The organism is Acidovorax sp. GW835-FHT14G06 (assembly GCF_058793595.1).
In genome coordinates, this window is record NZ_JBXAGA010000001.1 from 391,393 (window position 1) to 416,914 (window position 25,522).

Here is a 25,522-nt window from a genome sequence, read left to right on the forward strand (position 1 = left end):
TAACCCGCGAGGCGTTCGGCGCTGATGCAGCGCAATGAAGCGTCGGGATTAACCCTGATTTTAGGCGCACGCCCCTTTCTGCCCGCTTGCAAACCGGCGTTTGCCTGTAAATTGGGCCTGTTGGCCAATCGGCTCCTGCGCGAAACGCATGGGTAGCACGAGGAAGCAACGCAGCGGGGAAGCCACCGATGCGTTGGTCCCCCTCCGTGCAACACACCAAGGAGAATTGAATGGCTGCAAGTTCAGCACTGACATCCCCTCTCATCCTCGCCCTCGTTTGCGGGCTCATCGCGGTGGCCTACGGCGTATGGGCCCGGGGCTGGATCCTTTCCAAAGACCCGGGCAACGCCCGCATGCAGGAGATTGCCGCAGCCATCCAGGCCGGCGCCGCCGCCTACCTCGCCCGCCAGTACAAGACCATTGCCATCGTGGGCGTGGTGCTGGCGGTGCTCATTGGCGTGTTTCTGGACGGCACCACGGCGATTGGTTTTGTGGTGGGCGCCGTGCTCTCTGGCGCCTGCGGCTTCATCGGCATGAATGTGTCGGTGCGCGCCAATGTGCGCACCGCCCAGGCAGCCACCCACGGCATTGGCCCGGCGCTGGATGTGGCGTTTCGTGGCGGTGCCATCACCGGCATGCTGGTGGTGGGCTTGGGTCTGCTCGGTGTCACGGGCTTTTACTGGTTCCTGGCGGGCAACGGTAACCACACGCCCACCACCCATCTGGCCACGCTGCTCAACCCGCTGATCGGCTTTGCATTTGGCTCGTCGCTGATCTCGATCTTTGCGCGCCTCGGTGGCGGCATCTTCACCAAGGGCGCCGATGTGGGTGCCGACCTGGTGGGCAAGGTGGAGGCCGGTATCCCTGAGGACGACCCGCGCAACCCGGCCGTGATTGCCGACAACGTGGGCGACAACGTGGGCGACTGCGCAGGCATGGCGGCCGACCTGTTCGAGACCTATGCGGTGACGCTGATCGCCACCATGGTGCTGGGCGCCCTGATGGTGGCCACGGCCCAGGTCAATGCGGTGGTGTACCCGCTGGCGCTGGGAGCGGTGTCCATCGTCGCATCCATCATTGGCTGCTTCTTCGTCAAGGCAACGCCCGGCATGAAGAACGTGATGCCCGCACTGTACAAGGGTCTGGCGATCGCGGGCGTGCTGTCGCTCATCGCCTTCTATTTCGTCACGCTGTGGATCATGCCGGACAACGCTGTCACGGCCACGGGCACCCAGCTGCGGCTGTTTGGCGCCTGCGCCACCGGCCTCGTGCTGACGGCCGCGCTGGTCTGGATCACCGAGTTCTACACCGGCACGCAGTACTCGCCCGTGCAGCACATTGCCCAGGCGTCCACCACCGGCCACGGCACCAACATCATTGCGGGCCTGGGCGTGTCGATGCGTTCCACGGCATGGCCCGTGGTGTTTGTGTGCACGGCCATCATCGTGTCCTACGGTCTGGCTGGCCTGTACGGCATTGCGGTGGCAGCCACGTCGATGCTGAGCATGGCGGGCATTGTGGTGGCGCTGGATGCGTATGGCCCCATCACCGACAACGCGGGCGGCATTGCTGAAATGGCCGAGCTGCCCAGCAGCGTGCGCGACATCACCGACCCGCTGGACGCCGTGGGCAACACCACCAAGGCCGTGACCAAGGGCTACGCCATCGGCTCGGCAGGCCTGGCTGCACTGGTGCTGTTTGCCGATTACACCCACAAGCTGGAGAGCTACGGCAAGGCCATCAGCTTCGACCTGTCGGACCCGCTGGTCATCGTCGGCCTGTTCATCGGTGGGCTGATCCCCTACCTGTTCGGCGCCATGGCCATGGAGGCCGTGGGCCGCGCGGCCGGCGCGGTGGTGGTGGAGGTGCGCCGCCAGTTCCGCGACATCCCAGGCATCATGGAAGGCACGGCCAAGCCCGAATACGGCAAGGCCGTGGACATGCTGACCACCGCCGCCATCAAGGAGATGGTGATCCCCAGCCTGCTGCCCGTGGTGGTGCCCATCGTGGTGGGCCTGGCCCTGGGGCCCAAGGCGCTGGGCGGTTTGCTGATGGGCACCATCGTCACCGGCCTCTTCGTGGCCATCAGCATGTGCACCGGCGGCGGTGCCTGGGACAACGCCAAGAAGTACATCGAAGACGGCCACCACGGCGGCAAGGGCAGCGAGGCGCACAAGGCCGCGGTAACCGGCGACACCGTGGGCGACCCCTACAAGGACACGGCCGGCCCGGCCATCAACCCGCTGATCAAGATCATCAACATCGTGGCGCTGCTCATCGTGCCCCTGGTGGTCAAGTTCCACGGCGGGTGAACCCGCCCCACCATCGTCAAAAAGGGGCCTCTGGCCCCTTTTTGACGCGTAACATCGCATCCAATACAGCTGCCACTGGTACCGCGCTCCACTGAAGATGTCCTTGACACACACCACCCTGCCCGCCGCGAACCCGACCGACAGCTCCGCTGCGCCCCAGCAGCGCATCGTCCAGATCGCGCTGGCCCAGGCCCGGCCTGTGGTGGAGCGCGTCATCGAGGCCACGCGCGTGTCCCTGCAGGCGCGCCTGGACAGTGCCCGCACCCCCGGCGAGCACCATGCGATGCAGGAGGCACGGCAGCAACTGGTGCGGCTGGCATCGGTGATGGCAGAGCGCTATACCGACGCACTGCGCAAGGCGCTGGACCAGGACACCGCACAGGGCGAAGACAAGCCCACACGGTCCCTGTTCACCGTGCACTTTGACGACCTTGAGCTGATGGACGAGGCGCAGATCAACGACAGCGTGGAGCGCGCCCGTGCACGGCAGGTACTGATCTCTGCGGTGGAGGGGCCGCTGGCTGACTTGGACGCGCTGGTGTGCGCGGCCCAGGGGCTGTCCCGGGTGCAGCCTGAGCACAACCCGCTGCGCCCCGACGTCTTCTTGCAGGCTCTGCAATCCGTGGTGTCGCAGATGCAGGTCACGCCCCAGGTGCGCCACGACTGGGTGGGGTTGATGGCCCAGGCATTGGGCACCGAACTACGCAGCCTGTACCTGGCGCAAATCGACCAGCTCAAGCAAAGTGGTGTGAAGCCTGTGGGCTATGCCATGCGGCAGGCCACGGGTGAAGTGGTCTATGTGGCGCCGGCCGACGCCGGGGCGTCCCCCGGTTTTGCAGCCGACAACGACTTGTGCGTGTCCTCCACCAGCACGGGCGATCCGTTGCTAACGCTGGACCGCCTGCGCCGCCTGCTGCTGGGCGAGTTCAACGAGGCACATGCACCTGCGGGCATGCACGCCGTATCCGACGCCCCCCAGGAATCGTTCGCCGACCGGTTCGCACGCGAGTTTGAGCACCCGGCGGAGCGCCTGCCGCAGATAGACCCACCGGCCACGGATTTCGCGATAACGGTGCCTGCAGCCTTCGAGGCGCTGCAGGAGATGAACCAGGTCGGCCAGATGATGGAGCGCCTGGGCACACCGCGTGCGCCAGCAGGCAGCGGCACAGACGGCACCCCTGCAGCCGCGCAGCGGCAGCAGGTGCAGGGCCTGGGCCAGACCTTGAGCATGGAGGTGGTGGCGCTGATGGTGGACAACATCGCGCGCGACACCCGGCTGCTGTGGCCGGTGCAGCAGTTCATCCGCGCGCTGGAGCCTGCGCTGATGCAGCTGGCACTGGCCGATCCCCGCTTTTTCAGCCACAAGGAGCATGCCGCGCGCCGCCTGCTACAGGACATCACCGACCGCAGCCAGGCCTTCAACAGCCCCGAAGCCCCCGGCTTCCAGAGCTTCATGCGGTCACTCATGCACATTGCCGGGCCGCTGGCCACCGCCACCATCGACAGCGCCGATGACTTTGAGCAAGTCCTGCAGCAGCTGCACGCCAAATGGGACGAGAAGGACCAGGCTCTCAAGCAGGAGCGTTTGCGTGCCATAGAGGCCCTGCAGCATGCAGAGCAGCGCCACCTGCTGGCTGCGCAGATATCGCGCGAGATTTGGCTGCTGCCCGACATCGGCAAGGTGCCAGACGCCATATCGCGCTTTTTGCTGGGCGCTTGGGCCCAGGTCATGGCCGAGGCGCGCCTGTCGGACAAGTCGGGGACGACCGACCCTGGCCGCTACCAGGAACTGGTGGACGCCCTGATCTGGAGCGTGCAGCCCGAGCTGACGCGCGCCAACACGGGCCAGCTGGCCCGCCTGCTGCCCAAGCTGCTGGCCAAACTGCGCGAAGGCCTGGCGTCCATCGACTATCCCGCCGACCGCACGGAGGCTGTTTTTGAGCTGTTGATGCAACTGCACCAGCAGGCCTTCAAACCGGGGCCCAGGGTGGCTGCGCCAGCCCCTGCAGCCGCAGCGACTTTTGCGCCCCGCGCTGCGGAGCCGCAACAACCAGCCCCCCTTGAAGAGGACGACCCCTGGGTTGCGCCCTCCGAAGCGAGGGAGTCCGGCTATATCGATATCTCGCAATCGCCCGAGAGCGAAGACACAGGCACGGCCCCCGAGGCTGCCCCCAGCAGCGCTGCGCCCCTGCCGCCGCCCGCCTCCACCATCACGGTGGGCACCTGGGTCAATCTGCAGGTGGCGGGCCAGTGGGAGCGCACACAGCTGTCCTGGATCGGCTCGCACGGCAACCTGTTCCTGTTTACCAGCGCCGCTGGTCGTACTCAGTCAATGACCCTGCGGCTGCTGGACCGGCTGCTGCAGCAAGGTGCCTTGCAGGTGCTGGCCGAGCACACCGTAGTGGACAACGCCCTGGATGCAGTGGCTCAGGTAGCGATGCACAACAGCGTGGAAAGCAGGCGCTGACGGCACACAGCCTGCACAACAGGAGTAGTCAAACACCGCTGACGGTGATAACCTGTTTCCATCACTCCAAGGCTTTGCAGGATTCAGGGGAATTTGTCAGGGCCTTAGCCCGCTTTGGCGGGCTTTTTTACGGGTGTCGCGCGAGCCACAGTGGCTCAACCAGAACTTGCGGCAGGCAGTGTGAGCGACGCGCGCAAACCGCCAAGGCCCGCAGGCTCCAGATCCAGCCGCCCCCCATACAACGCCGCCAGGTCCTGCACGATGGCCAGGCCCAGGCCCGTGCCGGGCACTGTTTCGTCTAGGCGCACGCCGCGTTCCAGCGCTTGCGCACGTTGCGCGGCATCAATACCGGGGCCGTCGTCCTCTACAGTGACCACCAGCTGGCGCTGCGTGGCATCCACTTCGGGGGACAGCTCCTGCGCCTGCAGCCGTACCGCAGACCGGGCCCATTTGCAGGCGTTGTCCAGCAGGTTGCCCAGCATTTCCTGCAGGTCCTGCGCCTCACCCGCAAAAAACAGCGGTACCTGCGGCGGCGCGATGCTGATGTCCAGCACCCGGTCCGCATGCACCTTGTTCATCACGCGCACCAGGCCTTCCAGCGCCGGCTGCAGCGCAGTGCGCTGCCCAGGCAAGTGCGCAGAAGCGGCCACCCGCGACCGCGCCAGGTGCCAGTCGATGTGCCTGCGCGCCACCAAAACCTGCTCGCGCACCAGCGCCGCCAGCTCCTGGCCATCGGTGGGCGGCCGCGCGCGGGCCGCGTTCTCCAGCACCGCAAGGGGTGTCTTGAGCGCATGCGCCAGGTTGCCCGCCTGGGTGCGTGCGCGCTCCACCACTTCGCCGTGGCGGCGCAGCACGGCGTTGAAGTCGTCGACCAGCGGCTGCACTTCAGCAGGGAAGCTGCCTTGCAATTGCGAAGCCCGCGCTTCTTGCACATCTTGCACCGCACGCTGCAGCGCCTCCAGGGGCTTGAGCCCCACCGCCACCTGCGCCCAGGCAGCGGCGGCCAGCAGCACCAACAGCACCGCGAGCGACAGCGCCAGCCCCCCCGTGAACCGCGCAGTGGCCGCCTGCGTGGCCTGCAGGTCGGCGGCCACAATCAGGCGCCAGCGCGCCGCATTCACGCCCTCGGCCCGCACCGTGCGCTCCAGCACCAGCAAAGGCGCACCCTGCGGGCCCACCACCTCGTGCACATGCACGGCGCCATCGGCCAACGCATCCACCTGTAGCGCCAGGCTGGTGTCCCACAACGAGCGCGAGCGCAGCACACCGGCCCGCCCCCGCCCGTCAGGCGCCATGGCGTCCACCTGCCAATACAGGCCCGAGTAAGGCTTGAGCCAGCGCGGGTCAGACAACGCCTCGGCAGCGATCACCGGCTGCCCCTGGGCATCGAACTCCAGCCGCGCGGTGATCTGGTCCAGCTGCAGCTGCAGCGCTGCTTGAAACTGCTGCTGCACATGCTCGCGAAACAACCCGCTCAACACCAGCCCGGCCAGCACCATGGCCACAGCCACCCCTGCCAGCGTCAAGGCCAGCAGCCGCAGTCGCAAGGACCGGGACCAGTGCAAGGGCGCGGCAGGCGGCAGGCCTTGCCGGTTCATGGCGGCACCAGGCGGTAGCCCATGCCACGCACGGTTTCGATGCGGGCTGAAGCCGACGAGGAGGGTGCGAGGGACGACAGCTTCTTGCGCAGACGCCCCACAAACACCTCAATGGTGTTGGAGTCGCGGTCAAAGTCCTGCGCATAGATGTGTTCGGTCAGCTCGGCGCGAGACACCAGCACGCCGGGCCGGTGCATGAGGTAGTCAAGCACCTTGTACTCATGCGCCGTGAGCGCCACCGGCTGGCCCGCACAGGTGACGCGGCCACTGCGGGTGTCCAGCGACCAGTCGCCACACTGCAGCACGGCCGACGCTTGCCCGCTGGCGCGGCGGATCAATGCGCGAAGTCGCGCCAGCAGTTCTTCGAGGTGAAAAGGCTTGGTCAGGTAATCGTCGGCACCGGCATCGATGCCAGCGACCTTTTCGTGCCAGTTGTCGCGCGCGGTGAGGATCAGCACCGGCATGTTGCGCCCCTCGGCCCGCCAGCGCTTGAGCACCGTGAGCCCGTCCACCACCGGCAGGCCCAGGTCCAGCACCACGGCATCCACCGCCTCTGTCTCGCCCAGAAACTGCGCGTCGCGCCCGTTGTCGGCCTCGTCCACGGTGTAACCCGCGCCCTGCAGCGCGGTGCGCAACTGGGCGCGCAACAGCGTGTCGTCTTCTACCAGCAGGATGCGCATGGGGGGCTTGATCGGAAGGGTGTCAGCGATTGTCTTGGCGTCGTTGCAGATCTTCGCGCGATTCGCGTGGCTGTACGCGCAGCACCTCGGCCGTTCGCGCATCGAGCTTGACCTTGGTCAACTGCCCTGCAGGCGTCAGCAGCTTGATCTCGTAAATCCAGCGATCGCGCTCCGGCTCCAGCTCCACTTCGAGCACCTGGCCCGGTACCTCGCGCATCAGACGCTCCAGCACCGTGGGCAGTGGCAACACCTGGCCCCCCTGCACCGCCTGCCGCGCGCGGTCGTGGTCGTCCTTGCCGCTGGCCCCGGCGGGTGGCACGGCCAGCGCTGCAGCGCACAGCACACAGGCAGCCAGGCGCCAGCGCTGGGTATGGAGGCCCGCAGCAACAGGGAGGAAGGAGAAAAACATGAGCGCATTGTCCCGCGCGATATCTGAACAGCCGATGAACAACCCTTTCACGCGCCGTTCAGGTGGGGATTTCAACAATGACTGCACAAGCGATGAAACCCACAAGGACCACAGCATGACTTCCCTTCGCACCCTGACTCTGGCGGCGCTCTGTGCACTTGCAGCCACCAGCATCAGCCACGCTGCTGACACCACCGCCGCCCAACAGCTCGCCCACTGGAGCGCTCAGGCCGGGAGCCCAGGCAACGCCGACAAAGGCAAGGTGTTCTTCACCACGCGCCATGGCGGCGAATGGTCTTGCGCATCCTGCCACGGCACGCCGCCCACCGCGCAGGGCAAACATGCCAGCACCGGCAAGTCGATCGCGCCCCTGGCTCCGGCCTTCAACCCCAAGGCCTTCACCGACACCGCCAAGGTGGACAAGTGGTTCCGCCGCAACTGTAACGACGTGCTGAGCCGCGAATGCACGGCCGTCGAGAAGGCGGATGTGCTGGCTTACCTCAACGCGCTCAAGCCCTGAGACCCACACCATGAAAAAACCTGCCCCCCTCCGCCCAGCAGCCCTGGCCGCCGCTGTGTGCGTGCTGACCCTGCTGTCGCTCTCCAGCGCCCATGCAGACGGCGGGCGCGCCATGCCCCGCAACGTGCCCAGCGCCTACACCCAGGAGTGCGCCGCTTGCCACACCGCCTACCCGCCCGGCCTGCTGCCCGCAGCATCGTGGAACCGCGTAATGACGGGCCTGGACAAGCACTACGGCACCGACGCTTCGCTGGACGCGGCCACCGTGCGCCAGCTCAACCAGTGGCTGCAGGCCCACGCAGGCACCTACAAGCGCGTGAACGAGGAGCCCCCTGAGGACCGCATTACCCGCTCGGCCTGGTTTGAACGCAAGCACCGAAAGATCGAACCCGCCACCTGGAAGCTCGCCAGCGTGAAAAGCGCTGCCAACTGCGCGGCCTGCCACACAGGCGCAGACCAGGGACAGTTTGACGAACACAACCTGCGCATGCCGGCGGGGCTCGATGCCCGATCGCGCCGTGCGTGGAACGACTGACCGCTACAGACAGAAACCTTTGGCGTCCCCATAAGGAGAAAACGATGAACAACACCCCTTCCATAAACCCTGTCAGCACCACGGCGCAGCCAGCCCCTGCCAGTGCCCCCAGCCGCCGGGTGACCGATGCGCCCACGCGCATGTTTCACTGGCTGTTTGCACTGTGCTTTGTGGGCGCCTACGCCACGGCTGATAGCGAGCACTGGCGGCTGCTGCATGTCACGCTGGGCTACACCATGGCGGGGCTGCTGGGCTTTCGCTTGCTGTACGGCATCTTCGGGCCGCGCACCTCGGGCCTGGGCCTGCTGTGGCGCAAGCTGGCGGGGACACCCGCATGGCTGCGTGCCCTGCCCCAGGCCTCGTCGGTCATGCAGATCAACTGGCGCCAGGGCCAGAACCTACTGATGGCGCTGGCCATCGTTTTGCTGCTGGCGCTGGTGGTGCCTCTCACGCTCAGCGGCTATGCCACGTACAACGACTGGGGCGCTGCGCTGGGTGGCAACTGGATGGGCGAAGCGATGGAAGAAGTGCATGAGTTCTTCGGCAACGCCCTGCTGTTTGTGGTGTTGGCCCACATTGCGCTGATTGCAGGCCTGAGCGTGCTACGCCGCAAGAACCAGGCACTGCCGATGCTCACCGGCCGCGTAGAGGGCAAAGGGCCTGACCTGGTCCCGAAGAATCGCACCTGGCTCGCCGCCCTGCTGCTGATCGCAGCCCTGGCATTTGGTGCCTGGCAGTGGCAACAGTCGCCCAGCGGCTGGGTTTCCAGCAGCACATCGACCGAACGCCAACGGCACCACGATGACGATTGAGACATAGCCACCGAAAAGAAAGGAAACACCCCATGAAAATCTACATGTGTGCCGTTTGCGGCTGGATCTACGACGAGGCTGCTGGCCTGCCCGACCACGGGATCGCACCCGGCACCCTCTGGGCCAATGTGCCCGCCGACTGGCGCTGCCCCGAATGCAATGTCGGCAAGGCAGACTTTGTGATGTGCGAAGTGTGATGAAGGCAGATGGAGTGCGGCGCACTGCGCTCCGTCAGGGATGCAGACACCAGCGCGCGGTATAACCGTTACACCGTTGCGACCCTAATTGCAACGCAAGCCTCACGTCCCACATGCCCACTACCGACTCCCCCACCGGCCTCGACCCGGCCCTAGCCGCCCAGCGCCTGCGCGAAGAAGGCCCCAACGAACTGGGTATCAGCCAGCGCCGCACGCTGCGCGACATGGCCTGGGACGTGGTGACCGAGCCCATGTTCCTGCTGTTGCTGGGCGCAGGCGCCATCTACCTCGCCATGGGTGACGCGCACGAGGCGCTGATCCTGCTCGGCTTTGTGGTCATCATCATGGCGATCACGGTGCTGCAGGAGCGCCGCACCGACAACGCGCTGAATGCCCTTCGCGACCTCTCCAGCCCCCGCGCCCTGGCATTGCGCGGCGGCACCCTGGTGCGCATTGCAGGCCGCGATGTGGTGCGCGAAGACCTGCTGATGATTGCCGAAGGCGACCGCATCCCGGCCGACGGCACGCTGCTGCAGGCGCACGAGCTGGCCGCCAACGAGTCGATGCTGACCGGCGAATCCGAGCCCGTGGCCAAACAACCTGCCGACAAGGTGTTTGCGGGCACGCTGGTGGCCAGCGGCCAGGGTCTGCTGCAGGTGACTGCCGTGGGGCGCCACACCGAGCTGGGCCGCATAGGCCAGTCGCTCGACACCATTGCACTGCAGGCGTCGCCGCTGCGCGAAGAGATGGCACGGCTCACGCACAAGCTGGTGCTCATTGGCCTGTCGCTGTGTGTGCTGCTGGTGGCGCTGTTCTGGGCGCTGCGCGGCGACTGGTTGCAGGCTGTGCTGGCGGGCATTACGCTGGCCATGGGCATCTTGCCGCAAGAACTGCCCGTGATCATGATCATCTTCCTGGCACTGGCCGCGCGGCGGCTGGCGGCGCAGCAGGTGCTCACGCGGCGGCTCAACGCCATCGAGACGCTGGGCCAGACCACTGTGCTGTGCGTGGACAAGACCGGCACCCTCACCCAAAACCGCATGGCGGTTGCGGCGCTCTGCATTGCAGGCCAGGAGCTCGATGTGCAGAACCTGCCAGCCGCAGCGGATGGCAGCGCGCTACCCGATGCCTTCCACGAACTGCTCGAATACGCCGTGCTGGCCAGCGAGATCGAACCGCACGACCCCATGGAGCAGGCCTTCCACCGCATGGCGGCGGACCACCTGGTGGACACCGAGCACCTGCACCCCGCATGGTCGCTGGCGCGCGAATACGAGCTGTCGCCCCAGCTACTGGCCATGAGCCACCTGTGGCGCGACGGCACCTCGGCGCACGACACCGTGGCCACCAAGGGTGCGCCCGAAGCCGTGGCCGACCTGTGCCACCTGCCCGACGCAGAACGCGCCGCTGTCAGCGCCCAGGCCGCGCGCCTGGCCGACCGCGGCCTGCGGGTGCTGGGCGTGGCCAAGGCACGGCACCACACACAAGACACCTGGCCCGACGCCCAGCACGACTTTGACTTTGAATGGCTGGGCCTGGTGGCCCTGGCCGACCCACTGCGCCCCGAGGTGCCCCAGGCCGTTGCACAGTGCCGCCAGGCGGGCATTCGCGTGGTGATGATCACAGGCGACCACCCGCGCACCGCGCGCGCCATTGCAGCCCAGACGGGCATCGCCAACGACCGCGTGATCACCGGCGACGAGCTGGCCCACATGCCACCGCAGGTGCTGGCCGACCAGGTCCGGCAGGTCAGCGTGTTTGCGCGCATCAAGCCACACCAGAAGCTGGCGCTGGTGGAAGCCCTCAAGGCCCAGGGCGAGGTGGTGGCCATGACCGGTGACGGCGTGAACGACGCCCCCGCCCTCAAGGCCGCTCACATCGGTATCGCCATGGGACAGCGCGGCACCGACGTGGCGCGCGAGGCTGCAGCCCTGGTGTTGCTGCACGACGATTTCGCAGCCATCGTGTTGGCGATTCACCGGGGGCGGCAGACCTTTGCCAACCTGCGCCAGGCCATGGTCTACACGCTGGCGGTGCACGTGCCCATCATTGGGCTGGCGCTGCTGCCGGTGCTGTTCGGGCTGCCGCTGGTGCTGGCGCCGCTGCACATCGCGTTTCTGGAGCTGGTCATCGACCCGGCCTGCTCCATCGTGTTCGAGGCCGAAGAAGGTGCTGCCGACCTCATGCAGCAGCCGCCGCGCGCGGCCGACGAACCCCTGCTGTCCGCCCGCCACATCCTGCTGAGCGTTCTGCAGGGCAGCGTGGTGACCGCTGCCGTGGTGGGCCTGTATGCCTGGCTGCTGAGCCAGCCCGCACATGCCGCCACCGCCAGCACGGCCGCGTTTGTGGTGCTGGTGGCAGCCAACGCCGCGCTCATCCTGCCCAGCCGCAGCAGCCAGACGGTGTGGCGCAGCCTGTGGAAGGGACTCACCCCGGTCAGCCTGTGGGTGGCGGGCGGCACGCTGGCCGCGCTGACGGCCATCACCACCGTGCCGTGGCTGGCCAACGCCTTCAGGTTTGTGCCGCTATCGCCCCTGCACTGGTTCATGGCCGTGCTGGCCGGGCTGCTGCTCACGGTAGTGTTTACGGCCAACAAGCGGTGGCTGCAGCCAGCCACACTGGCGCGCCATACTTCTCTCGCCTAATCCCCCCCGCCCTACACCATGCCCATCGTTCTCGAATCCATCGACCACGTCGTGCTCACCGTCGCCAGCATCGACAAAACCATTGCGTTTTATGAGCGTGTGCTGGGCATGACCGCGCGGGAGTTCAAGCCCCAGCGGTACGCGCTGCACTTCGGCATGCAAAAGATCAACCTGCACGAAGTGGGCACGGTGGTGGACCCCAATGTGCGCCACGCGACGGCGGGCTCCGGCGACCTGTGCTTTCTCACCCAGATGCCACTCGACGACGTCATCGCCCACCTGCAGGCCGAAGGCGTCCCCATCGTGCAAGGCCCGGTGGGCGCAACGGGCGCCCGCCACCGGCTGCGCTCGGTCTACATCTACGACCCGGACGACAACCTGATCGAGATTGCCAACGAGGTGTGAGGCGCTGGCTGCACCTATCGCGGTACGGTCTCCCACACAACGATCAGAACTCGGCCGAGATCGCCGCCCGCAACAAAGTTGCCGCGGGCTCCACCAGCTCTTGCAGCTGCCCGGCCCGGTCCTGCTCGATGGAGTGCAGCACCATCTCGTTGATCCCCCCCACCACGGCCATGGCCATCATCGGCTGCAGGGGCGTCTTACGTTTGCGCTCACCAGGGCGGTTGTTCACCACGTCCAGCATCAGGTCGGCCAGTTGCTGGTTGGCGCGGCGGCGCGCGGCCAGACCCGTGGGGCCCAGGCCCAGGATGTCGATGAACAAGGTGCGCAGCAGCACAGGGTTGCGTGCCAGCACCCCAAAGTAAGCAGCCATGGCCTGCTCCACCTGGGCCTCCCAAGCGCTGTGCGGATCGATGGCAGTGCGCAGCACCGCAATCGCGTTGCCGCTGGCCGCCTCATACAGTGCGGTCAGGCAGTCGGCCTTATCGGCAAAGTTTTCATAGAAGGTGCGGCGCGACACACTGGCTTCGCGCACGATGTCGGCAATGGTGGTGTCTGCGTAGCCCTTGGAGGCCACGGCGCGCGCCATGCCTTCCAGCAGGCGGGCGCGATGTTCGGTGCCCGCGGTGGGCGCAACGGCTGAAGCGGTGACTTCACTCATGGAGGCAGATCGTGAGACAGAAAAATCGACGAGGTACTTGACAGTACCACAGTGGCGCTGCATCATACAAATCCATCGGTACTGCAAAGTACCAAACCTATGCACCCACGGTGCGGCATCACCCCGCACCAGGAGCCTTCCCATGACCGAACTCGTTGTCCGCCGGCTGCTGATCGACTTGGAGACCCCCTTTGCGCGCCATTGGTGTGGTGGCGACGCGTTTCGCTCGGCACTTTTCAATGCGCTGTCGATGAGCTTTCCGGTGGGCGAGCAGTTCTTCATCGATGCGGTGCGTGACGGCCACAAGGCCCTGCCCCCAGAGAAGCACGCGCAGTTTGCCGATGAGGTACGCGGCTTCATCGGGCAGGAGGCCACCCATCGCCGCATCCACGCGCTGTTCAATGGTCACCTCGACCAACAGGGCCTGGTCAACGCATGGGCCCCGCGCGCGCAAGAGCGCATGAAGCTTTTTGCCAACGCTGACCCACGCCACCCATTGGCCGTGACAGCCGCCAACGAGCACTTCACCGCCCTGCTGGCCGAATGGCTGCTGGCCCACCCCCAGGTGCTGCAGGGTGCCGAGCTTCGCCTGGCCACGATGTGGCAATGGCACTGTGCCGAAGAGTCCGAGCACAAGAACACGGCCTTCGACCTTTACCAGGCCTTGGGCGGCAACCACGAGTGGCGCATCACCTGGTTCCGCCGCATCACGGTGGTGTTCCTCGGCGATGTGCTGCGCCAGACGGTGCTGAACCTGCGCCGCGATGGCTCGCTGTGGAAATGGAGCACGTGGACCAGCGCGGCACGCACGTTGTTCGGCAAGGGCGGCCTAGTGCGCGAGACCTGGCGCCCCTGGCGCGAGTACCTGCGCCCCGACTTTCACCCCAGCCAGCACGGCACCGACTTGTCGGCACGCTGGCTGGCAGAGCACAGCAACGCCTACACCCCGGTGGGTGCGCGCTGACAACCACGACCTGACACCATGACCCATCCCACCACGCCCCGGCACACAGGCCGGGCAGGCGCGGCTTTGCTCTGCCTGTTTGCATCTACCCCCCTGGCCCTGCTGCCCCTGCAGGCCCACGCCGCCCCTTTGGCGTTTGACGCAGCGCTGCAGCAGCTGCACCAGCGCTCCGACCAGCTGGCCGCATCGCGCAGCGCCGTCGAAAGCGCCCAGTTGCGCCGCGACGCCATGCAGCGCCTGGGCGGCCCGGTGGTCAACCTGAGCGGCGCCGCCTATACCTATAACGCCAACCTGGACGTGGACCTGAACCCGCTGAACCGCGCCCTGCCCGGCGTACTGTCGCAGCTGCCACCCCAGCTGGCGGGCTCGCTGGCCCAGTTGCCGCATCTGCCGTCCAGCTACACGCTCAACCGCAGCAAGAGCGACACCACAGCCTCGGTCTCTGCCATCTGGCCGATCTACATGGGGGGCGCCAGCAATGCGGCCCGGGGCCTGCTGGATGCCCAGGCGCGAGAAGCCCAGGCCGACGCCGCCAAAACCGGCCATGAGGCCACCACCCTACTGGTGCAGCGCTACTTTGGCGCCCAGCTGGCGCAGCGCGCTGCCCTGCTGCGCGAATCGGCCCTGGCCACCATCGAGCAGCACGACGCCGCCGCACAGAAGATGCTGGACGCCGGCGTGATCGCACGCGTCGAACGCCTGCAGGCCCGCTCCGCGCTGGAAGAGGCCCGCCGCAACGCGCGCAAGGCCCGCGACGATGCCGAGCTGGCGGCCACCGCGCTAACGCGCACCCTCAAGGCGACTGACCCTGTCACACCCACCAGCCCCCTGTTTGTGCTGAGCCAGCCGGTCGAGCCCCTGCCCCACTTCATCGACACCGCCTTGGCCCACCACCCCGGACTGGACAAGGTGGCCGCCAAGAAAGAGCAAGCCACGCAACTGCATGCCGCACAGGAGGCACTGCGCAAGCCCCAGGTGTTTGCGTTTGGCCAGCGCCAGCTCAAGACCGGCCGCGATGCCGACTGGGTGGCCGGCGTGGGCGTGCGCTGGACGCTGTGGGACTCCATCGACCGCAACGCACTGGCCGAATCGTCCAACCGCCAGATCGAGCAGGCTGAGCGCACCGGCGCGCAGGCGCAGAACGACATTGCACTGCTGGTGGAAAAACGCTGGCTGGCCCTGGAGCAGGCACGCCGCGCCTACTTTGCGCTGCAGCCGGGGCTGGAGCTGGCCGACGAAGTGCTGCGCCTGCGCATCTCGGGACTGAAGGCGGGCACCAGCACCACGCTGGATCTGATCGACGCGCAGACAAACCAGGCCAAGGCCCAGACCGAACGCGCCCAGGCCGCCCACGACTACGTGAAGGCGCTGGCCGATCTGCTGGAGGCCTGCGGCCTGTCGGAAGACTTTGGCAAATACATGGCGCGCGCTGATGCGCTGAAAGTGGAGTGAAGAGCATGAGCAAGAAAACAGCAGCCGTTGGCGCAGCAGCCTTCGTGGCCGTAGCAGGCTTTGTGGGCTTTGGCCTGTGGAAAGCCTCACAGCCTGCACCCGAAGTCTTTCAGGGCCAGATCGAAGCGCAAGAGGCCGACATTGCCCCCAAGGTCACCGCGCGCATCGCGCAGATCCTGGTGAAGGAAGGCGACCAGATCACCGTGGGCGCACCGCTGATCCGCATGGACAGCCCCGAGGTCACCGCAAAGCTGGCCCAGGCCACGGCAGCGCAAGAGGCTGCCCAGGCCGTGGCCGACAAGGCCCAGCACGGCGCGCGCCCGCAAGAGATTGAAATGGCCCGCCTTAACTGGCAGCGCGCCGTGGCCGCTGCCGACCTGGCCGAATCGTCCTTCAAGCGCGTCGACGGCCTGGCCCGCGAGGGCCTGGTGGCGGCGCAAAAACGCGACGAGGCCGAGGCCAACTTCAAGGCCTCGCGGGATCAGGCGCTGGCCACCAAGGCGCAGTACGACCTGGCCCGCGCCGGTGCCCGCAGCGAAGACCGATCCGCCGCCAGCGCCCAAGCGCGCCAGGTGGCCGGAGTGGTGGCCGAGGTGCAGGCAGCCAAGGCCGAGACGGAACTCAAAAGCCCCGTGGCAGGCGAAGTGGCCAAGGTGCTGGCCCGCACGGGCGAGCTGTCGCCCCAGGGTGTGGCCGTGGTCACGGTGGTGGACCTGAAAGACCAGTGGGTGGTGCTGAACGTGCGCGAAGACCGCCTGCAACGCTTTGCCATCGGCAACGAGTTCGACGCCACGCTGCCAGCGCTGGGCAACAAGGTGGTCAAGTTCAAGGTCTATCACACGGCTGCACTGCCCGACTTTGCCACCTGGCGCGCCACGCGCGCAGGCCAGGGCTTTGACGCGCGTACGTTCGAAGTGCGCGCGCGCCCGGCAGCCCCTATCGAAGGCGCACGCCCTGGCATGACGGTGCTGGTGCAGTGACATGCGCCTGATGCACAGCGATTTGAGTCAAAAGTGCCGGTAGCGCCAGTGCAATATGCGCAAACAGCTATGAATTCGATAGCAAACAGCCTTCGCCGCGAAGCCCGCCGCCTGGCGGCCGACCCTTGGGACCTGGCCATGGTCACCTGGGTGCCGCTGCTGGGCGTGGCACTGCTGTGGTGGATCTTCTCGGCCGGCCTGCCGCGCCACTTGGCCGTGGGCGTGGTCGATGACGATCACTCCAGCCTGTCGCGCCAGCTAGTGCGCATGTTGGATGCCACGCCGGGCGTGCAAATCACCCAGCACTTCACCAACACGACCGAGGCTGAGCACGCGCTACGCGCGGTGGACGTGTATGCGGTGGTCACCATCCCCCGCGACTTTGCGCGCACCGTGAAGGAAGGCCGTGCCGCACAGGTCACGCTGCTGCACAACGCGCAGATGTCCACCCACTCGGGCCTGCTGCAGCGCGATGTGCGCGCTGCCGTGGGCACCTTGTCGGCTGGTATCGAGATGGCCGCGCGCAACAAGCGCGGCGAAAGCGCCCAGGCCGTGCATGTGAGCATGGAACCTATCCACACGCAGATAGTGGCGCTGTTCAATGTGTCGAGCAACTACGAGCAGTTTCTGGGCGCGGCGCTGATCCCTGCCCTGTTGCACATCCTGGCCATGACGGCCGGCGCCTGGGCGGTGGGCCGCGAGCTGCGCGACCGCACGCTGGGAGAGTGGCTGGGCGCAGGGGGCTGGGCGCGCACTGCAGGCGCACTGGTCGGCAAGCTGGCCCTGCCCTGGGCATCTCTCACGCTGGTGGGCCTGCTGGCGCTGGTGGGCATCACCTGGGGCCGGGGCTGGCACCCGCCGGGCAACCTGTGGTGGGTGGTGGCGGCGCTGGCGCTGCTGATGGCTGTATCGGTGATGGCAGGCGCCGCGCTGGCGGGCATCACGCGGTCGCTGCGCACCGCGCTGTCGGGTGCGGGCTTTTTTGCGGCACCGGCGTTTGCGTTCAGCGGCGTGGCGTTTCCGCTGGCGGGCATGCCCGCCAGTGCCCACGCCTGGGCCGAGGCCATGCCGTTCACCCACTACATCCGCCTGCAGATCGAGCAGCTGCAAATGGGTGCTCCACTGGCCACCAGCGTCTGGACCATGGTGGCGCTGATCATCGCCACCGCCGTGCTGTGGTTGGTGGGTGCCGCTGCCCTAACCCTGAGCCACCGGCGCTCCGACACGTGGGGGGGCCGCTGATGAACACACCGATGAAACCCATGCCGGCGGTGTCACCGCCACACCAGGGCCTGCTGCGGGCCTGGCTGCAAGCGCTGGCCACTGTGGTGCGCGACAAGGGCGTGCTGCTGCTTTTGGTAGGAGCGCCCGTGCTCTACGGTTTTTTCTACCCCTGGTTCTATGCCGACGAGGTGCTGACCCGCGTGCCTGTCGCCGTGGTGGACAGGGACCACACCAGCCTGTCGCGCCAGATCACCCGCTTTGCAGACGCCGACCCCCGCATAGAAGTGCGTTTTGTCGCCGCCAGCGGGCGCGAGGCGCAGGAGGCCCTGTGGCGCGGAGAGATCGAAGGCTACGCGGTGATCCCTGCCGGGCTCAAGCGCAGCGTGGTGCGCGGCGAGAACGCAGTGGTCAGCATCGAGGCCAACGGGGCCTACGCATTGCTGAACAAGGCCGTGCAATACGGTTTTGCCGAGGCCGTAGGCACGGTGTCTGCGGGGGTCGAGATCCGCAAGCTGCAGGCCAGCGGTCAAAGCGCCCCCCAGGCCCGCGCCAGCCGCGCGCCGGTGCAACTGCAGATGGTGGCGCTGTTCAACCCCACCGAAGGCTACGGCAGCTTTGTGGTGCCCGCGGTGGCGCTGCTGATCCTGCAGCAGACCTTGCTGATGGGCGCTGCGATGCTCACCGGCACCTGGGTGGAAAGCGGTCAGCACCGCGCCCGCGCAACTACCTGGCTGGGCCGCCTGCTGGCGCTGAGCACACTGGGCTGGGCCAGCGGCCTCTTCTACTTTGGCTGGATCTTTGTGCTGCACGACTACCCGCGCGGCGGCAACCCGCTGGGCGCGCTGGCGCTGCTGGCCTGCTACATCCCGGCCATAGCGGCGTTGGGGGCGCTGCTGGGCCTGTGGTTTGGCAACCGTGAACGCGCGCTGCAGGTGCTGCTGTTCACCACGCTGCCCATCGCGTTCGTCGCAGGCTTCTCGTGGCCGGTGGAGGCCCTGCCCGAGCCGCTGCAGTGGCTGCGCTGGCTGCTGCCCAGCACCTCGGGCGTGCAGGCGTCACTGCGGCTGAACCAGCTGGGCGCGCCGCTGTCCGCCGCGCTGCCTTACCTGTGTGCATTGGTGGCGCTGGGTGCGGTGTGCGCAGGGGCTGTACTGGCCCTCGCGAGGCCGTCAAGCCCTAGCGCTCAAGCAGCAAACGCGGCGGAGCGCGAGCGCAGAGCTTACTGAGGGTGGGCAGCAGCCTGTTGCCCGGTACGCAAGCGCACCGGGCCGCTGCGCTCTTCCACCGCTGCCTGCACTTCCTTGCGCACGCCCAGTGCAAACGCCCACTCGGCCACCACAAACAGCGGGCCCACGATGAGGCCCACCAGGTCGTCCACAAACGCGGGCTTGCGACCTTCGTAATAGTGGCCCACGAACTGGATCACCCAGCCCACTGCAAACAGGCCGATGCCCGTGGCGAGCCAGACGGCCAGGGTCTGTGCGGCCACCCATTGCCCGCCCACCAGCATGGCGGCCAGCAGCGCGGCCATGGCCAGGCCAAAACGCATGTCCAGCCGGAAGTAGAAAACACTTGCCGCCAGCGCTGCCAGCAGCGCCGGGCTTAGCGGCAGCGCACCCACCATCCAGGTCGGGCGCGACAGCAGGATGACGACGGCGAACATGATCATGGGCACGCCCACAAAATGGGTGTGGATGTTGCGCGGGTCGCGGTGGTAGTCGGCGTATTGGGAGAGGTGGTCGATCAGGGTTTTCATGGGTGTCTCCAGCATGTGTTTTGCGCAGCATCAATACTCGCGCTCAGGTCGCGCCAGCGTCTGTCGTGCAGACGACAAAAGCCGCCGTGCCCTCCTGCCCCGTTCAATCGCATCCCATGTCCACCCCTTCCGCCTACCTGCCTGTCCTCCAGTCTGGCCGCTGGTTTGCCCACCTGCCGCCCGACTTTGCCCAGCCGCTGATTGCCATGGCGCAGTTGCGCCATCTGCCGACGGGCGAGGTGCTGTTCCGGCGCGGCGATGCGCCCTGTGGCCTGTATGCGGTGGTGCGCGGCGCAGTCAGCATCTCGGGCACCGGGGGGCGGGCCGACGAGGCGCGTGCGGCGCTGCTGATCCGCCTGGAGCCGCCGCACTGGTTTGGCGAGATCTCGGTGTTTGACAACTCGGCCCGCACCCACGATGCGCAGGCCACCGAACCCACCACCCTGGTGCACATCCCACACGAGCGGCTGCAGCACTGGCTGCAGGCCCATCCGCAGCACTGGCATGCGCTGGCCTTGCTGATGACCGACAAGCTGCGCTCGGCCTTCGTGGCGATGGAAGAGCTGGCCCTGCTGCCCGCGCCCCAGCGCCTGGCGCGGCGCCTGGTGATGATGGCCGAGGGCTACGGCCAGTGGACGGCCGAGGGGCAGTCGCGCCGCGTGATCGAGATCTCGCAAGAGCAACTGTCGCTGATGCTGGCGATCTCGCGTCAGACCACCAACCAGATCCTCAAGGACCTGGAATCGCGCCACCTGGTGCGCGTGCAGCGCGGCGAGGTGGAGATTCTGGACCTGGCCGGCCTGCGGGGTGCCTGCGCCTGATTACTATCAAATCAATAGCAACCAAGGCGCATTGCACTAGCGCATCGGCGTGTTTTTACACAAATACTAAGCACACATTCCATTTCCGGGCAAAATGGCGGCCATGCAACTGAACTACATCGCCAACGCCTCGGTGCCCTCGTCCTCGGGCCGCACGATCCCCGTGATCGACCCGTCCGACGGCCAGCCCTTCGACGAGATCCAGCGCAGCAACGCCGACGACATCGACGCGGCGGTGCATGCAGCCCGCCAGTGCTACCACGCTGTGTGGCAGAAGCTGGCCCCGGTGGAGCGCGGCCGCCTGCTCCAAAAGCTCTCGGCCAAGATCCTGGAGCATGCGGACGAGTTGACGGCGCTAGAGCAGCGCGACTGCGGCAAGCCCACCAAGCAGGCACGCGCCGACGCCATTGCGCTGGCCCGCTACTTCGAGTTCTACGCAGGTGCGTGCGACAAGTTCCACGGCGAGACCATCCCCTACCCCGACGGCTACAGCGTGCTGACCTGGCGCGAGCCCCACGGCGTCACGGGCCATGTCATCCCCTGGAACTACCCCATGCAGATCTTTGGCCGCAGCGTGGGCGGCGCCCTGGCGGCGGGCAATGTGTGCGTGGTCAAGCCGGCCGAAGACGCCTGCCTCTCGCTGATCCGCGTGGCGCAGCTGGCAGCCGAGGTGGGGTTCCCAGCCGGAGCTTTGAATATCGTCACCGGCTACGGCCACGAGGTGGGCGACGCGCTGGCGCGCCACCCCGGCATCGACCACATCAGCTTCACCGGCAGCCCCAAGATCGGCACGCTGATCCAGCAGGTGGCTGCCGAGCGCCACTGCCCCGTGACGCTGGAGCTGGGCGGCAAGAGCCCGCAGATCATCTTTGCCGACGCCGACCTGGACGCCGCCATCCCCGTGGTCATCAACGCCATCGTGCAGAACGCGGGGCAGACCTGCTCGGCGGGCTCGCGCGTGCTGATCGACTCGCTGATTTATGAACCCCTGCTGGAGCGCCTGGGCAAGGCGTTTGAAAAGCTGCGCGTCGGCCCCGCTGCCATGGACCTGGACGTGGGCCCGCTGATCCGCCAGACGCAGCAGCAACGCGTGTGGGACTTTCTGTCGGACGCGCAAGTGGCCGGAATCCCCATGGTGGCCCAGGGCGTGGTGGTGGACGACGCGCCCGAGACTGGCTACTACCAGGCCCCCACCCTGCTGCGCGATGTGCCCGTGGGCCATCGACTGGCACAGGAAGAAGTCTTCGGCCCCGTGCTGTCGGCCATGGCCTTCCAGGACGAGGACCACGCGGTCGAGCTGGCCAACGCCACGCAATTCGGCCTGGTGGCCGGCATCTGGACGCGTGACGGTGCGCGCCAGTTCCGCATGGCCAAGCGTGTGCACAGCGGCCAGGTGTTCATCAACAACTACGGCGCGGCCGGCGGTGTGGAGCTGCCGTTTGGCGGCGTCAAATCCAGCGGCTACGGGCGCGAAAAGGGCTTTGAGGCGCTGTACGGCTTCACCACCTTGAAGACCGTTGCCATCAAGTACGGTTGAAGAGGCATTGCAGGGTGTCCCGCCCGCGCGCGACGGCACGGGCAGGCCCCGCTAACCTCGGCTGCTTCTGTACGACGATTTTTCTTCCCCATGCCCCTGAGCCCCCCCGCCCCCCGCACCCTGAAGCATGTCCGCCGGGTGAACTACCAGGGCTTTGAACGCGACGATGGCCTGTGGGACATCGAAGGCGAGCTGCATGACAGCAAGGCCTACGACGCCCCCTCGCACCGCGACCCGACGCGCACGCGCCTGGCGGGCGAAGCCATCCACCACATGTGGCTGCGCGTGACCGTGAACCGCCAGCTGGTGGTGCAGGCGGTGGATGTGTCCATGGATTCACACCCGCTCAAGGGCTGCACCGAGGCCCAGGCAGCGCTGCAGCGCATGGTGGGCTGCAGCATGGCACGCGGCTGGCGCCAGGCCATCCAGAAGCACCTGGGCGGCGTGGAAAGCTGCACGCACCTGCGCGAACTGCTGTTCAACCTGGCCACGGCGGCGTTCCAGTCAGTGCCTGCCGTGTTTGCCGCCAGCCACCCCGACGAGCCGCCACGCCATCTGGGCCAGTGCACGGGGTGGGACTTCAACGGCAACGGCGTGAAGGAATTCTTCCCCCAGTTCTATGGCCGGGAGCCCAAGGCACCCGCCCCGGCAGCCCCTACGGCCCCTGCCACTGAAATTTCAGCCCCATCGGGCGCTAGCGCTAGTTGAATATGCGCTGGTAGCTATCAATTTTGATATATCACCACAACCCATCGGAGACACCCATGCGTGTGCAGAACAAATCCATCATCGTCACCGGCGCTGGCAACGGCATTGGCGAAGGCATCGCCAAGCGCCTGGCCGCTGAAGGCGGCAAGGTCATCGTCAACGACATCAACGAGGTGGGAGGCCAGCGTGTGGTGGCCGAGATCACGGCCGCCGGCGGCACCGCCGCGTTCTTCAAGGCCGACGTGACGAAGTCCGCCGAAGTGAAGGCGATGGTCGACGAAGCCGTGCGCCTGTACGGCCGCCTGGACGTGGTGGTGAACAACGCAGGCTGGACGCACCGCAACCGCCCCATGCTCGAAGTGAGCGAGGACGAGTTCGACAAGGTCTATGCCATCAACATGAAGAGCATCTACCTGAGCGCCATCCACGCCGTGCCCGCACTGCGCCAGGCGGGTGGCGGCAGCATCATCAACATCGCCTCCACCGCCGGGCTGCGCCCCCGCCCAGGCCTGACCTGGTACAACGGCTCCAAGGGCGCCGTCATCATCACGAGCAAGTCCATGGCCGCTGAGCTGGGTCCCGACAACATCCGCGTGAACTGCATCAACCCCGTGTTCAACCCCGACACCGGCCTGGCCGCCGAGTTTGCGGGCGGCCCGGTGGACGATGCGCGCCGCGCCAAGTTCCTGGCCACCATTCCGCTGGGGCGCTTCTCCACCGCACTGGACGTGGCCAACGCCGCGCTGTACCTGGCGAGCGACGAGGCGTCGTTCATCAGCGGCGTGTGCATCGAGGTGGATGGCGGGCGCTGCGTTTAATCAGGCAAGAGGCGTCCCGGCATGCTCTGAAGCAGCCACCACGCCCCTTTTTGAGCGGCCCAATCCGCACTGGGGCAGTGCGGATTGATTTGACGGTGCTGGCCCTGCTGCCTATAGTGCCGCCGATGTTTGCGAGCCAGCCCCACACCACAGCCGCCAGCGCCACCGCGCCGCTGCGCCGTGGCGCGCGGTCGCAGGCCACGCTCCAGGCGGGTGACTGCGCTCTCTGCACCCTCGCTGCAGATTCCTGAGCCCGGCGACATCCCCTCCCCTCCGCATTCTTTTCGCGCACCTCCTGTCGCCGGGCCCCACGCCCAGCGCCAGCTTGCGCCTTGGCAACCGCCGGGGCGCGGACGTCAGGAGTGTCCATGTCCCCGTTCCCTTCGGGCGAGATTTCGCTCGCCCCGTGCGCCCTTGCGCACAGACTGCCCGCCGATGAGGCCATCGCCAACGCGTCTGCCGCCACCGACATCACCCGCCACTTCATCCGCGCCAAGCGGCCCTGTGCCGACGGTTACCGCTGGTACCTGCGCCGCCAGGAGGGCGCCAGCAACTACCAGGCGCTACTGGACGACCTGGTGCGCGAGGGCCGCGTGGAAGACGCGTGCTGGATGCTGGACCAGTTCGGCCCCACCAACGATGTGCTGGAGGTGGACCACCTGGAGGCAGACGCGCAGGTGTTTGCGGGCAGCGTGTGCTGCCGGGGCCATGCCGACGTAGAGGGTGTGCTGCGCACCGGCCGCAGTCTGAGCGTGCTGGGCGGTCTGCGGGTCGGCGGTGCGCTGCGCGTGGGCGAAGACCTGCGCGTGGCGGGCGCTGTGCGCTGCGAGGGCAGCGCGCGGCTGCACGGCGATGCGCGCGTGGGCTGGTCCCTCACGGTGGCGCAGCGGCTGCAGTGCACAGGCAGCCTGCGTGTGGGCGGCGAGCTGGACTGCGGCGCTGCCGCCCACGTCGGCGGCCACTGCCGGGTGGCCCAGGATCTGCGGGTGGCGGGCGACCTGGGCTGCGACGGCGGCATCAAGGTGGGCGGGCATCTGCAAGCCGATGCCGCCGTGCAGGCAACCCGGGGCGTGTGGGCCATGGGCGATGTGGACTGCAAGGGCCACCTGCAGGTGGGCTGGGGTGTGCGGGCCGGTGGTCACATCCACTCCGGAGGGGCCATCCGCGCGGGCGAAAGCCTGTGGGCGGGCGAAACCATTGCAGCGGGCGAGGCCTATGGTGTGTATGCAGGCCTGGTCGTGCCATTGCCCGACTGGCACCACAGCGCCCAGGTGTGCGCCCGCGAACAGCCAGCGCGCCTGCTGAGCGGCTGCTGGACCGGGGGCACGGGGAGCACGCCATGATGGCCAGCGCACTTTGCCTGCCTGGCCATGCCACCACCACCGAAACCACCAAGGCATCGACCAGCCCAGGCCTGCCCGGCCGCTGGGCACAGTGGCTGACCGAACTGCGCATCGACGTGGACCTGTCGGGCCGCGACATCCAGCGCGAGTTCGATGCGCTGTACGACCGCATTCGCACCAACCACCGCACGCGCGATGCGATGCAGCCGCTGCCCCTGCATCTGCGCGGGCTGGTGTTCCGCCTGCGCGAGGCCGATGGCGAATATTTTGTGTACGCCATCGACCCGCTGTGCAACCGCATCGTGGCCTACACCGTGTTCAACCGGCTGGTGGAGGTGGACCGGCGTACCGACCGCCACCTGCGCGCGCCGCACACCAAGGTTGCGCACGGCTACCGGCGCATGGGCATTGCCACCGCCATCTACCGCTGGTGGCTGGACTCTGGCCGCAGCCTCATGACCGGCGCACGCCAGTCAGCCGGCGCGCACGGCCTGTGGATGGCCCTGGCGCGCGACTACGAGTTGGCAGCGGTCCGAATCGGCGCGCACAAGCGCGTGCAGCACTTGCCGCTGCCCCCGCCGCCGGGATTTTTCGACGCGCTGGGCACGCGGCTGGTGCTGGTGGGGCGCGATTGCCGTTTGGCGGACTTCACGCAGCCTGCCGCCTGTGGCGGCCACTGAC

Annotated in this window: 24 protein-coding genes; 19 read left to right on the forward strand and 5 right to left on the reverse strand. The window is 67.3% G+C overall.

What is annotated here, in order from left to right; genetic code table 11:
* Nucleotides 1–230 precede the first annotated feature (230 nt).
* A complete protein-coding gene (locus AC1Q64_RS01730) occupies nucleotides 231–2,312 on the forward strand; it encodes a sodium-translocating pyrophosphatase (protein WP_492250234.1) in 2,082 nt (693 codons plus the stop codon).
* 97 nt (nucleotides 2,313–2,409) lie between these two features.
* Nucleotides 2,410–4,779: a DUF1631 family protein gene (locus tag AC1Q64_RS01735; RefSeq protein ID WP_492250235.1), complete on the forward strand. Its 2,370-nt coding sequence runs from the start codon at nucleotides 2,410–2,412 to the stop codon at nucleotides 4,777–4,779.
* A gap of 155 nt (nucleotides 4,780–4,934) precedes the next feature.
* Here AC1Q64_RS01735 and AC1Q64_RS01740 read toward each other — a convergent pair whose 3' ends face one another.
* The 3 genes from AC1Q64_RS01740 to AC1Q64_RS01750 are packed head-to-tail and all read right to left on the reverse strand — an operon-like array spanning nucleotide 4,935 to nucleotide 7,466.
* On the reverse strand, nucleotides 4,935–6,377 hold the full coding sequence (locus AC1Q64_RS01740) for a sensor histidine kinase (protein WP_492250236.1): 1,443 nt from the start codon (nucleotides 6,375–6,377) through the stop codon (nucleotides 4,935–4,937).
* The gene (locus AC1Q64_RS01745) at nucleotides 6,374–7,057 is read right to left on the reverse strand and encodes a response regulator (protein WP_291438180.1); all 684 of its coding nucleotides are present in this window, start codon (nucleotides 7,055–7,057) and stop codon (nucleotides 6,374–6,376) included. The genes AC1Q64_RS01740 and AC1Q64_RS01745 overlap by 4 nt, the downstream gene beginning before the upstream one ends.
* A 22-nt stretch (nucleotides 7,058–7,079) precedes the next feature.
* The gene (locus AC1Q64_RS01750) at nucleotides 7,080–7,466 is read right to left on the reverse strand and encodes a PepSY domain-containing protein (protein WP_492250237.1); all 387 of its coding nucleotides are present in this window, start codon (nucleotides 7,464–7,466) and stop codon (nucleotides 7,080–7,082) included.
* A 115-nt stretch (nucleotides 7,467–7,581) separates the two neighbouring features.
* Between AC1Q64_RS01750 and AC1Q64_RS01755 the strand changes: the two genes are divergently transcribed.
* The 6 genes from AC1Q64_RS01755 to AC1Q64_RS01780 all read left to right on the forward strand — a co-directional run bounded on the left by AC1Q64_RS01755 (nucleotide 7,582) and on the right by AC1Q64_RS01780 (nucleotide 12,580).
* Entirely contained in the window at nucleotides 7,582–7,986 is a 405-nt protein-coding gene (locus AC1Q64_RS01755; protein ID WP_291438178.1) for a DUF1924 domain-containing protein, read from the forward strand.
* Nucleotides 7,987–7,996: 10 nt separating this feature from the next.
* Nucleotides 7,997–8,521, forward strand: coding sequence for a diheme cytochrome c (locus tag AC1Q64_RS01760; RefSeq protein WP_492250238.1), 525 nt, complete (start codon nucleotides 7,997–7,999; stop codon nucleotides 8,519–8,521).
* 44 nt (nucleotides 8,522–8,565) lie between these two features.
* Nucleotides 8,566–9,333 (forward strand): cytochrome b/b6 domain-containing protein, encoded by a 768-nt coding sequence (locus AC1Q64_RS01765; RefSeq protein ID WP_492250239.1) that lies wholly within the window; start codon nucleotides 8,566–8,568, stop codon nucleotides 9,331–9,333.
* A 32-nt stretch (nucleotides 9,334–9,365) separates the two neighbouring features.
* Complete coding sequence (locus AC1Q64_RS01770; RefSeq protein WP_492250240.1) at nucleotides 9,366–9,530, forward strand: rubredoxin; 165 nt, start codon at nucleotides 9,366–9,368, stop codon at nucleotides 9,528–9,530.
* 113 nt (nucleotides 9,531–9,643) lie between these two features.
* A complete protein-coding gene (locus AC1Q64_RS01775; protein ID WP_492250241.1) occupies nucleotides 9,644–12,175 on the forward strand; it encodes a cation-translocating P-type ATPase in 2,532 nt (843 codons plus the stop codon).
* 18 nt (nucleotides 12,176–12,193) lie between these two features.
* Nucleotides 12,194–12,580 (forward strand): VOC family protein, encoded by a 387-nt coding sequence (locus AC1Q64_RS01780; protein ID WP_492250242.1) that lies wholly within the window; start codon nucleotides 12,194–12,196, stop codon nucleotides 12,578–12,580.
* Between the two features lie 43 nt (nucleotides 12,581–12,623).
* On the opposite strand, the gene AC1Q64_RS01785 is transcribed toward AC1Q64_RS01780, so the two are convergent.
* On the reverse strand, nucleotides 12,624–13,238 hold the full coding sequence (locus AC1Q64_RS01785) for a TetR/AcrR family transcriptional regulator (RefSeq protein ID WP_291438173.1): 615 nt from the start codon (nucleotides 13,236–13,238) through the stop codon (nucleotides 12,624–12,626).
* A gap of 142 nt (nucleotides 13,239–13,380) precedes the next feature.
* On the opposite strand from AC1Q64_RS01785, the gene AC1Q64_RS01790 reads away from it, so the two are divergent.
* From AC1Q64_RS01790 to AC1Q64_RS01810, 5 genes are all read left to right on the forward strand, one after another.
* Nucleotides 13,381–14,202, forward strand: coding sequence for a metal-dependent hydrolase (locus tag AC1Q64_RS01790; RefSeq protein ID WP_291438172.1), 822 nt, complete (start codon nucleotides 13,381–13,383; stop codon nucleotides 14,200–14,202).
* Nucleotides 14,203–14,220: 18 nt separating this feature from the next.
* Nucleotides 14,221–15,654: a TolC family protein gene (locus AC1Q64_RS01795; RefSeq protein WP_492250243.1), complete on the forward strand. Its 1,434-nt coding sequence runs from the start codon at nucleotides 14,221–14,223 to the stop codon at nucleotides 15,652–15,654.
* A 5-nt stretch (nucleotides 15,655–15,659) separates the two neighbouring features.
* Entirely contained in the window at nucleotides 15,660–16,634 is a 975-nt protein-coding gene (locus tag AC1Q64_RS01800; protein WP_492250244.1) for an HlyD family secretion protein, read from the forward strand.
* A 69-nt stretch (nucleotides 16,635–16,703) separates the two neighbouring features.
* Nucleotides 16,704–17,876: an ABC transporter permease gene (locus AC1Q64_RS01805; RefSeq protein ID WP_492250245.1), complete on the forward strand. Its 1,173-nt coding sequence runs from the start codon at nucleotides 16,704–16,706 to the stop codon at nucleotides 17,874–17,876.
* A gap of 11 nt (nucleotides 17,877–17,887) precedes the next feature.
* On the forward strand, nucleotides 17,888–19,084 hold the full coding sequence (locus AC1Q64_RS01810; RefSeq protein WP_492250246.1) for an ABC transporter permease: 1,197 nt from the start codon (nucleotides 17,888–17,890) through the stop codon (nucleotides 19,082–19,084).
* Here AC1Q64_RS01810 and AC1Q64_RS01815 read toward each other — a convergent pair.
* Nucleotides 19,078–19,614 carry an Mpo1 family 2-hydroxy fatty acid dioxygenase gene (locus tag AC1Q64_RS01815; protein WP_492250247.1) on the reverse strand — a complete coding sequence of 179 codons (537 nt, stop codon included), beginning with the start codon at nucleotides 19,612–19,614 and terminating at the stop codon, nucleotides 19,078–19,080. The genes AC1Q64_RS01810 and AC1Q64_RS01815 overlap by 7 nt on opposite strands.
* 116 nt (nucleotides 19,615–19,730) lie before the next feature.
* Here AC1Q64_RS01815 and AC1Q64_RS01820 point away from each other — a divergent pair, with 116 nt between their 5' ends.
* From AC1Q64_RS01820 to AC1Q64_RS01845, 6 genes are all read left to right on the forward strand, one after another.
* Nucleotides 19,731–20,435: a Crp/Fnr family transcriptional regulator gene (locus AC1Q64_RS01820; protein ID WP_492250248.1), complete on the forward strand. Its 705-nt coding sequence runs from the start codon at nucleotides 19,731–19,733 to the stop codon at nucleotides 20,433–20,435.
* Nucleotides 20,436–20,538: 103 nt separating this feature from the next.
* The gene (locus AC1Q64_RS01825; RefSeq protein WP_116750350.1) at nucleotides 20,539–21,972 is read left to right on the forward strand and encodes an aldehyde dehydrogenase family protein; all 1,434 of its coding nucleotides are present in this window, start codon (nucleotides 20,539–20,541) and stop codon (nucleotides 21,970–21,972) included.
* Nucleotides 21,973–22,062: 90 nt separating this feature from the next.
* The gene (locus AC1Q64_RS01830; protein ID WP_492250249.1) at nucleotides 22,063–22,680 is read left to right on the forward strand and encodes a DUF2889 domain-containing protein; all 618 of its coding nucleotides are present in this window, start codon (nucleotides 22,063–22,065) and stop codon (nucleotides 22,678–22,680) included.
* 56 nt (nucleotides 22,681–22,736) lie between these two features.
* Nucleotides 22,737–23,498 (forward strand): SDR family oxidoreductase, encoded by a 762-nt coding sequence (locus AC1Q64_RS01835; RefSeq protein ID WP_492250250.1) that lies wholly within the window; start codon nucleotides 22,737–22,739, stop codon nucleotides 23,496–23,498.
* A 368-nt stretch (nucleotides 23,499–23,866) separates the two neighbouring features.
* On the forward strand, nucleotides 23,867–24,841 hold the full coding sequence (locus tag AC1Q64_RS01840) for a hypothetical protein (protein WP_492250251.1): 975 nt from the start codon (nucleotides 23,867–23,869) through the stop codon (nucleotides 24,839–24,841).
* Nucleotides 24,838–25,521 carry a hypothetical protein gene (locus AC1Q64_RS01845; RefSeq protein ID WP_492250252.1) on the forward strand — a complete coding sequence of 228 codons (684 nt, stop codon included), beginning with the start codon at nucleotides 24,838–24,840 and terminating at the stop codon, nucleotides 25,519–25,521. The genes AC1Q64_RS01840 and AC1Q64_RS01845 overlap by 4 nt, the downstream gene beginning before the upstream one ends.
* Nucleotide 25,522 lies beyond the last annotated feature (1 nt).

What these genes read in the sequence shown, in the direction of transcription:
- AC1Q64_RS01810 (WP_492250246.1), top strand. Translation starts at nt 17,888, where the DNA reads ATGAAACCCATGCCGGCGGTGTCACCGCCACACCAGGGCCTGCTGCGG.
- AC1Q64_RS01830 (WP_492250249.1), top strand. Translation starts at nt 22,063, where the DNA reads ATGCCCCTGAGCCCCCCCGCCCCCCGCACCCTGAAGCATGTCCGCCGG.
- AC1Q64_RS01825 (WP_116750350.1), top strand. Translation starts at nt 20,539, where the DNA reads ATGCAACTGAACTACATCGCCAACGCCTCGGTGCCCTCGTCCTCGGGC.
- AC1Q64_RS01780 (WP_492250242.1), top strand. Translation starts at nt 12,194, where the DNA reads ATGCCCATCGTTCTCGAATCCATCGACCACGTCGTGCTCACCGTCGCC.
- AC1Q64_RS01735 (WP_492250235.1), top strand. Translation starts at nt 2,410, where the DNA reads ATGTCCTTGACACACACCACCCTGCCCGCCGCGAACCCGACCGACAGC.
- AC1Q64_RS01760 (WP_492250238.1), top strand. Translation starts at nt 7,997, where the DNA reads ATGAAAAAACCTGCCCCCCTCCGCCCAGCAGCCCTGGCCGCCGCTGTG.
- AC1Q64_RS01820 (WP_492250248.1), top strand. Translation starts at nt 19,731, where the DNA reads ATGTCCACCCCTTCCGCCTACCTGCCTGTCCTCCAGTCTGGCCGCTGG.
- AC1Q64_RS01790 (WP_291438172.1), top strand. Translation starts at nt 13,381, where the DNA reads ATGACCGAACTCGTTGTCCGCCGGCTGCTGATCGACTTGGAGACCCCC.
- AC1Q64_RS01775 (WP_492250241.1), top strand. Translation starts at nt 9,644, where the DNA reads ATGCCCACTACCGACTCCCCCACCGGCCTCGACCCGGCCCTAGCCGCC.
- AC1Q64_RS01840 (WP_492250251.1), top strand. Translation starts at nt 23,867, where the DNA reads ATGTCCCCGTTCCCTTCGGGCGAGATTTCGCTCGCCCCGTGCGCCCTT.
- AC1Q64_RS01845 (WP_492250252.1), top strand. Translation starts at nt 24,838, where the DNA reads ATGATGGCCAGCGCACTTTGCCTGCCTGGCCATGCCACCACCACCGAA.
- AC1Q64_RS01785 (WP_291438173.1), bottom strand. Translation starts at nt 13,238, where the DNA reads ATGAGTGAAGTCACCGCTTCAGCCGTTGCGCCCACCGCGGGCACCGAA.
- AC1Q64_RS01730 (WP_492250234.1), top strand. Translation starts at nt 231, where the DNA reads ATGGCTGCAAGTTCAGCACTGACATCCCCTCTCATCCTCGCCCTCGTT.
- AC1Q64_RS01745 (WP_291438180.1), bottom strand. Translation starts at nt 7,057, where the DNA reads ATGCGCATCCTGCTGGTAGAAGACGACACGCTGTTGCGCGCCCAGTTG.
- AC1Q64_RS01740 (WP_492250236.1), bottom strand. Translation starts at nt 6,377, where the DNA reads ATGAACCGGCAAGGCCTGCCGCCTGCCGCGCCCTTGCACTGGTCCCGG.
- AC1Q64_RS01835 (WP_492250250.1), top strand. Translation starts at nt 22,737, where the DNA reads ATGCGTGTGCAGAACAAATCCATCATCGTCACCGGCGCTGGCAACGGC.
- AC1Q64_RS01755 (WP_291438178.1), top strand. Translation starts at nt 7,582, where the DNA reads ATGACTTCCCTTCGCACCCTGACTCTGGCGGCGCTCTGTGCACTTGCA.
- AC1Q64_RS01770 (WP_492250240.1), top strand. Translation starts at nt 9,366, where the DNA reads ATGAAAATCTACATGTGTGCCGTTTGCGGCTGGATCTACGACGAGGCT.
- AC1Q64_RS01765 (WP_492250239.1), top strand. Translation starts at nt 8,566, where the DNA reads ATGAACAACACCCCTTCCATAAACCCTGTCAGCACCACGGCGCAGCCA.
- AC1Q64_RS01800 (WP_492250244.1), top strand. Translation starts at nt 15,660, where the DNA reads ATGAGCAAGAAAACAGCAGCCGTTGGCGCAGCAGCCTTCGTGGCCGTA.
- AC1Q64_RS01750 (WP_492250237.1), bottom strand. Translation starts at nt 7,466, where the DNA reads ATGTTTTTCTCCTTCCTCCCTGTTGCTGCGGGCCTCCATACCCAGCGC.
- AC1Q64_RS01795 (WP_492250243.1), top strand. Translation starts at nt 14,221, where the DNA reads ATGACCCATCCCACCACGCCCCGGCACACAGGCCGGGCAGGCGCGGCT.
- AC1Q64_RS01815 (WP_492250247.1), bottom strand. Translation starts at nt 19,614, where the DNA reads ATGAAAACCCTGATCGACCACCTCTCCCAATACGCCGACTACCACCGC.
- AC1Q64_RS01805 (WP_492250245.1), top strand. Translation starts at nt 16,704, where the DNA reads ATGAATTCGATAGCAAACAGCCTTCGCCGCGAAGCCCGCCGCCTGGCG.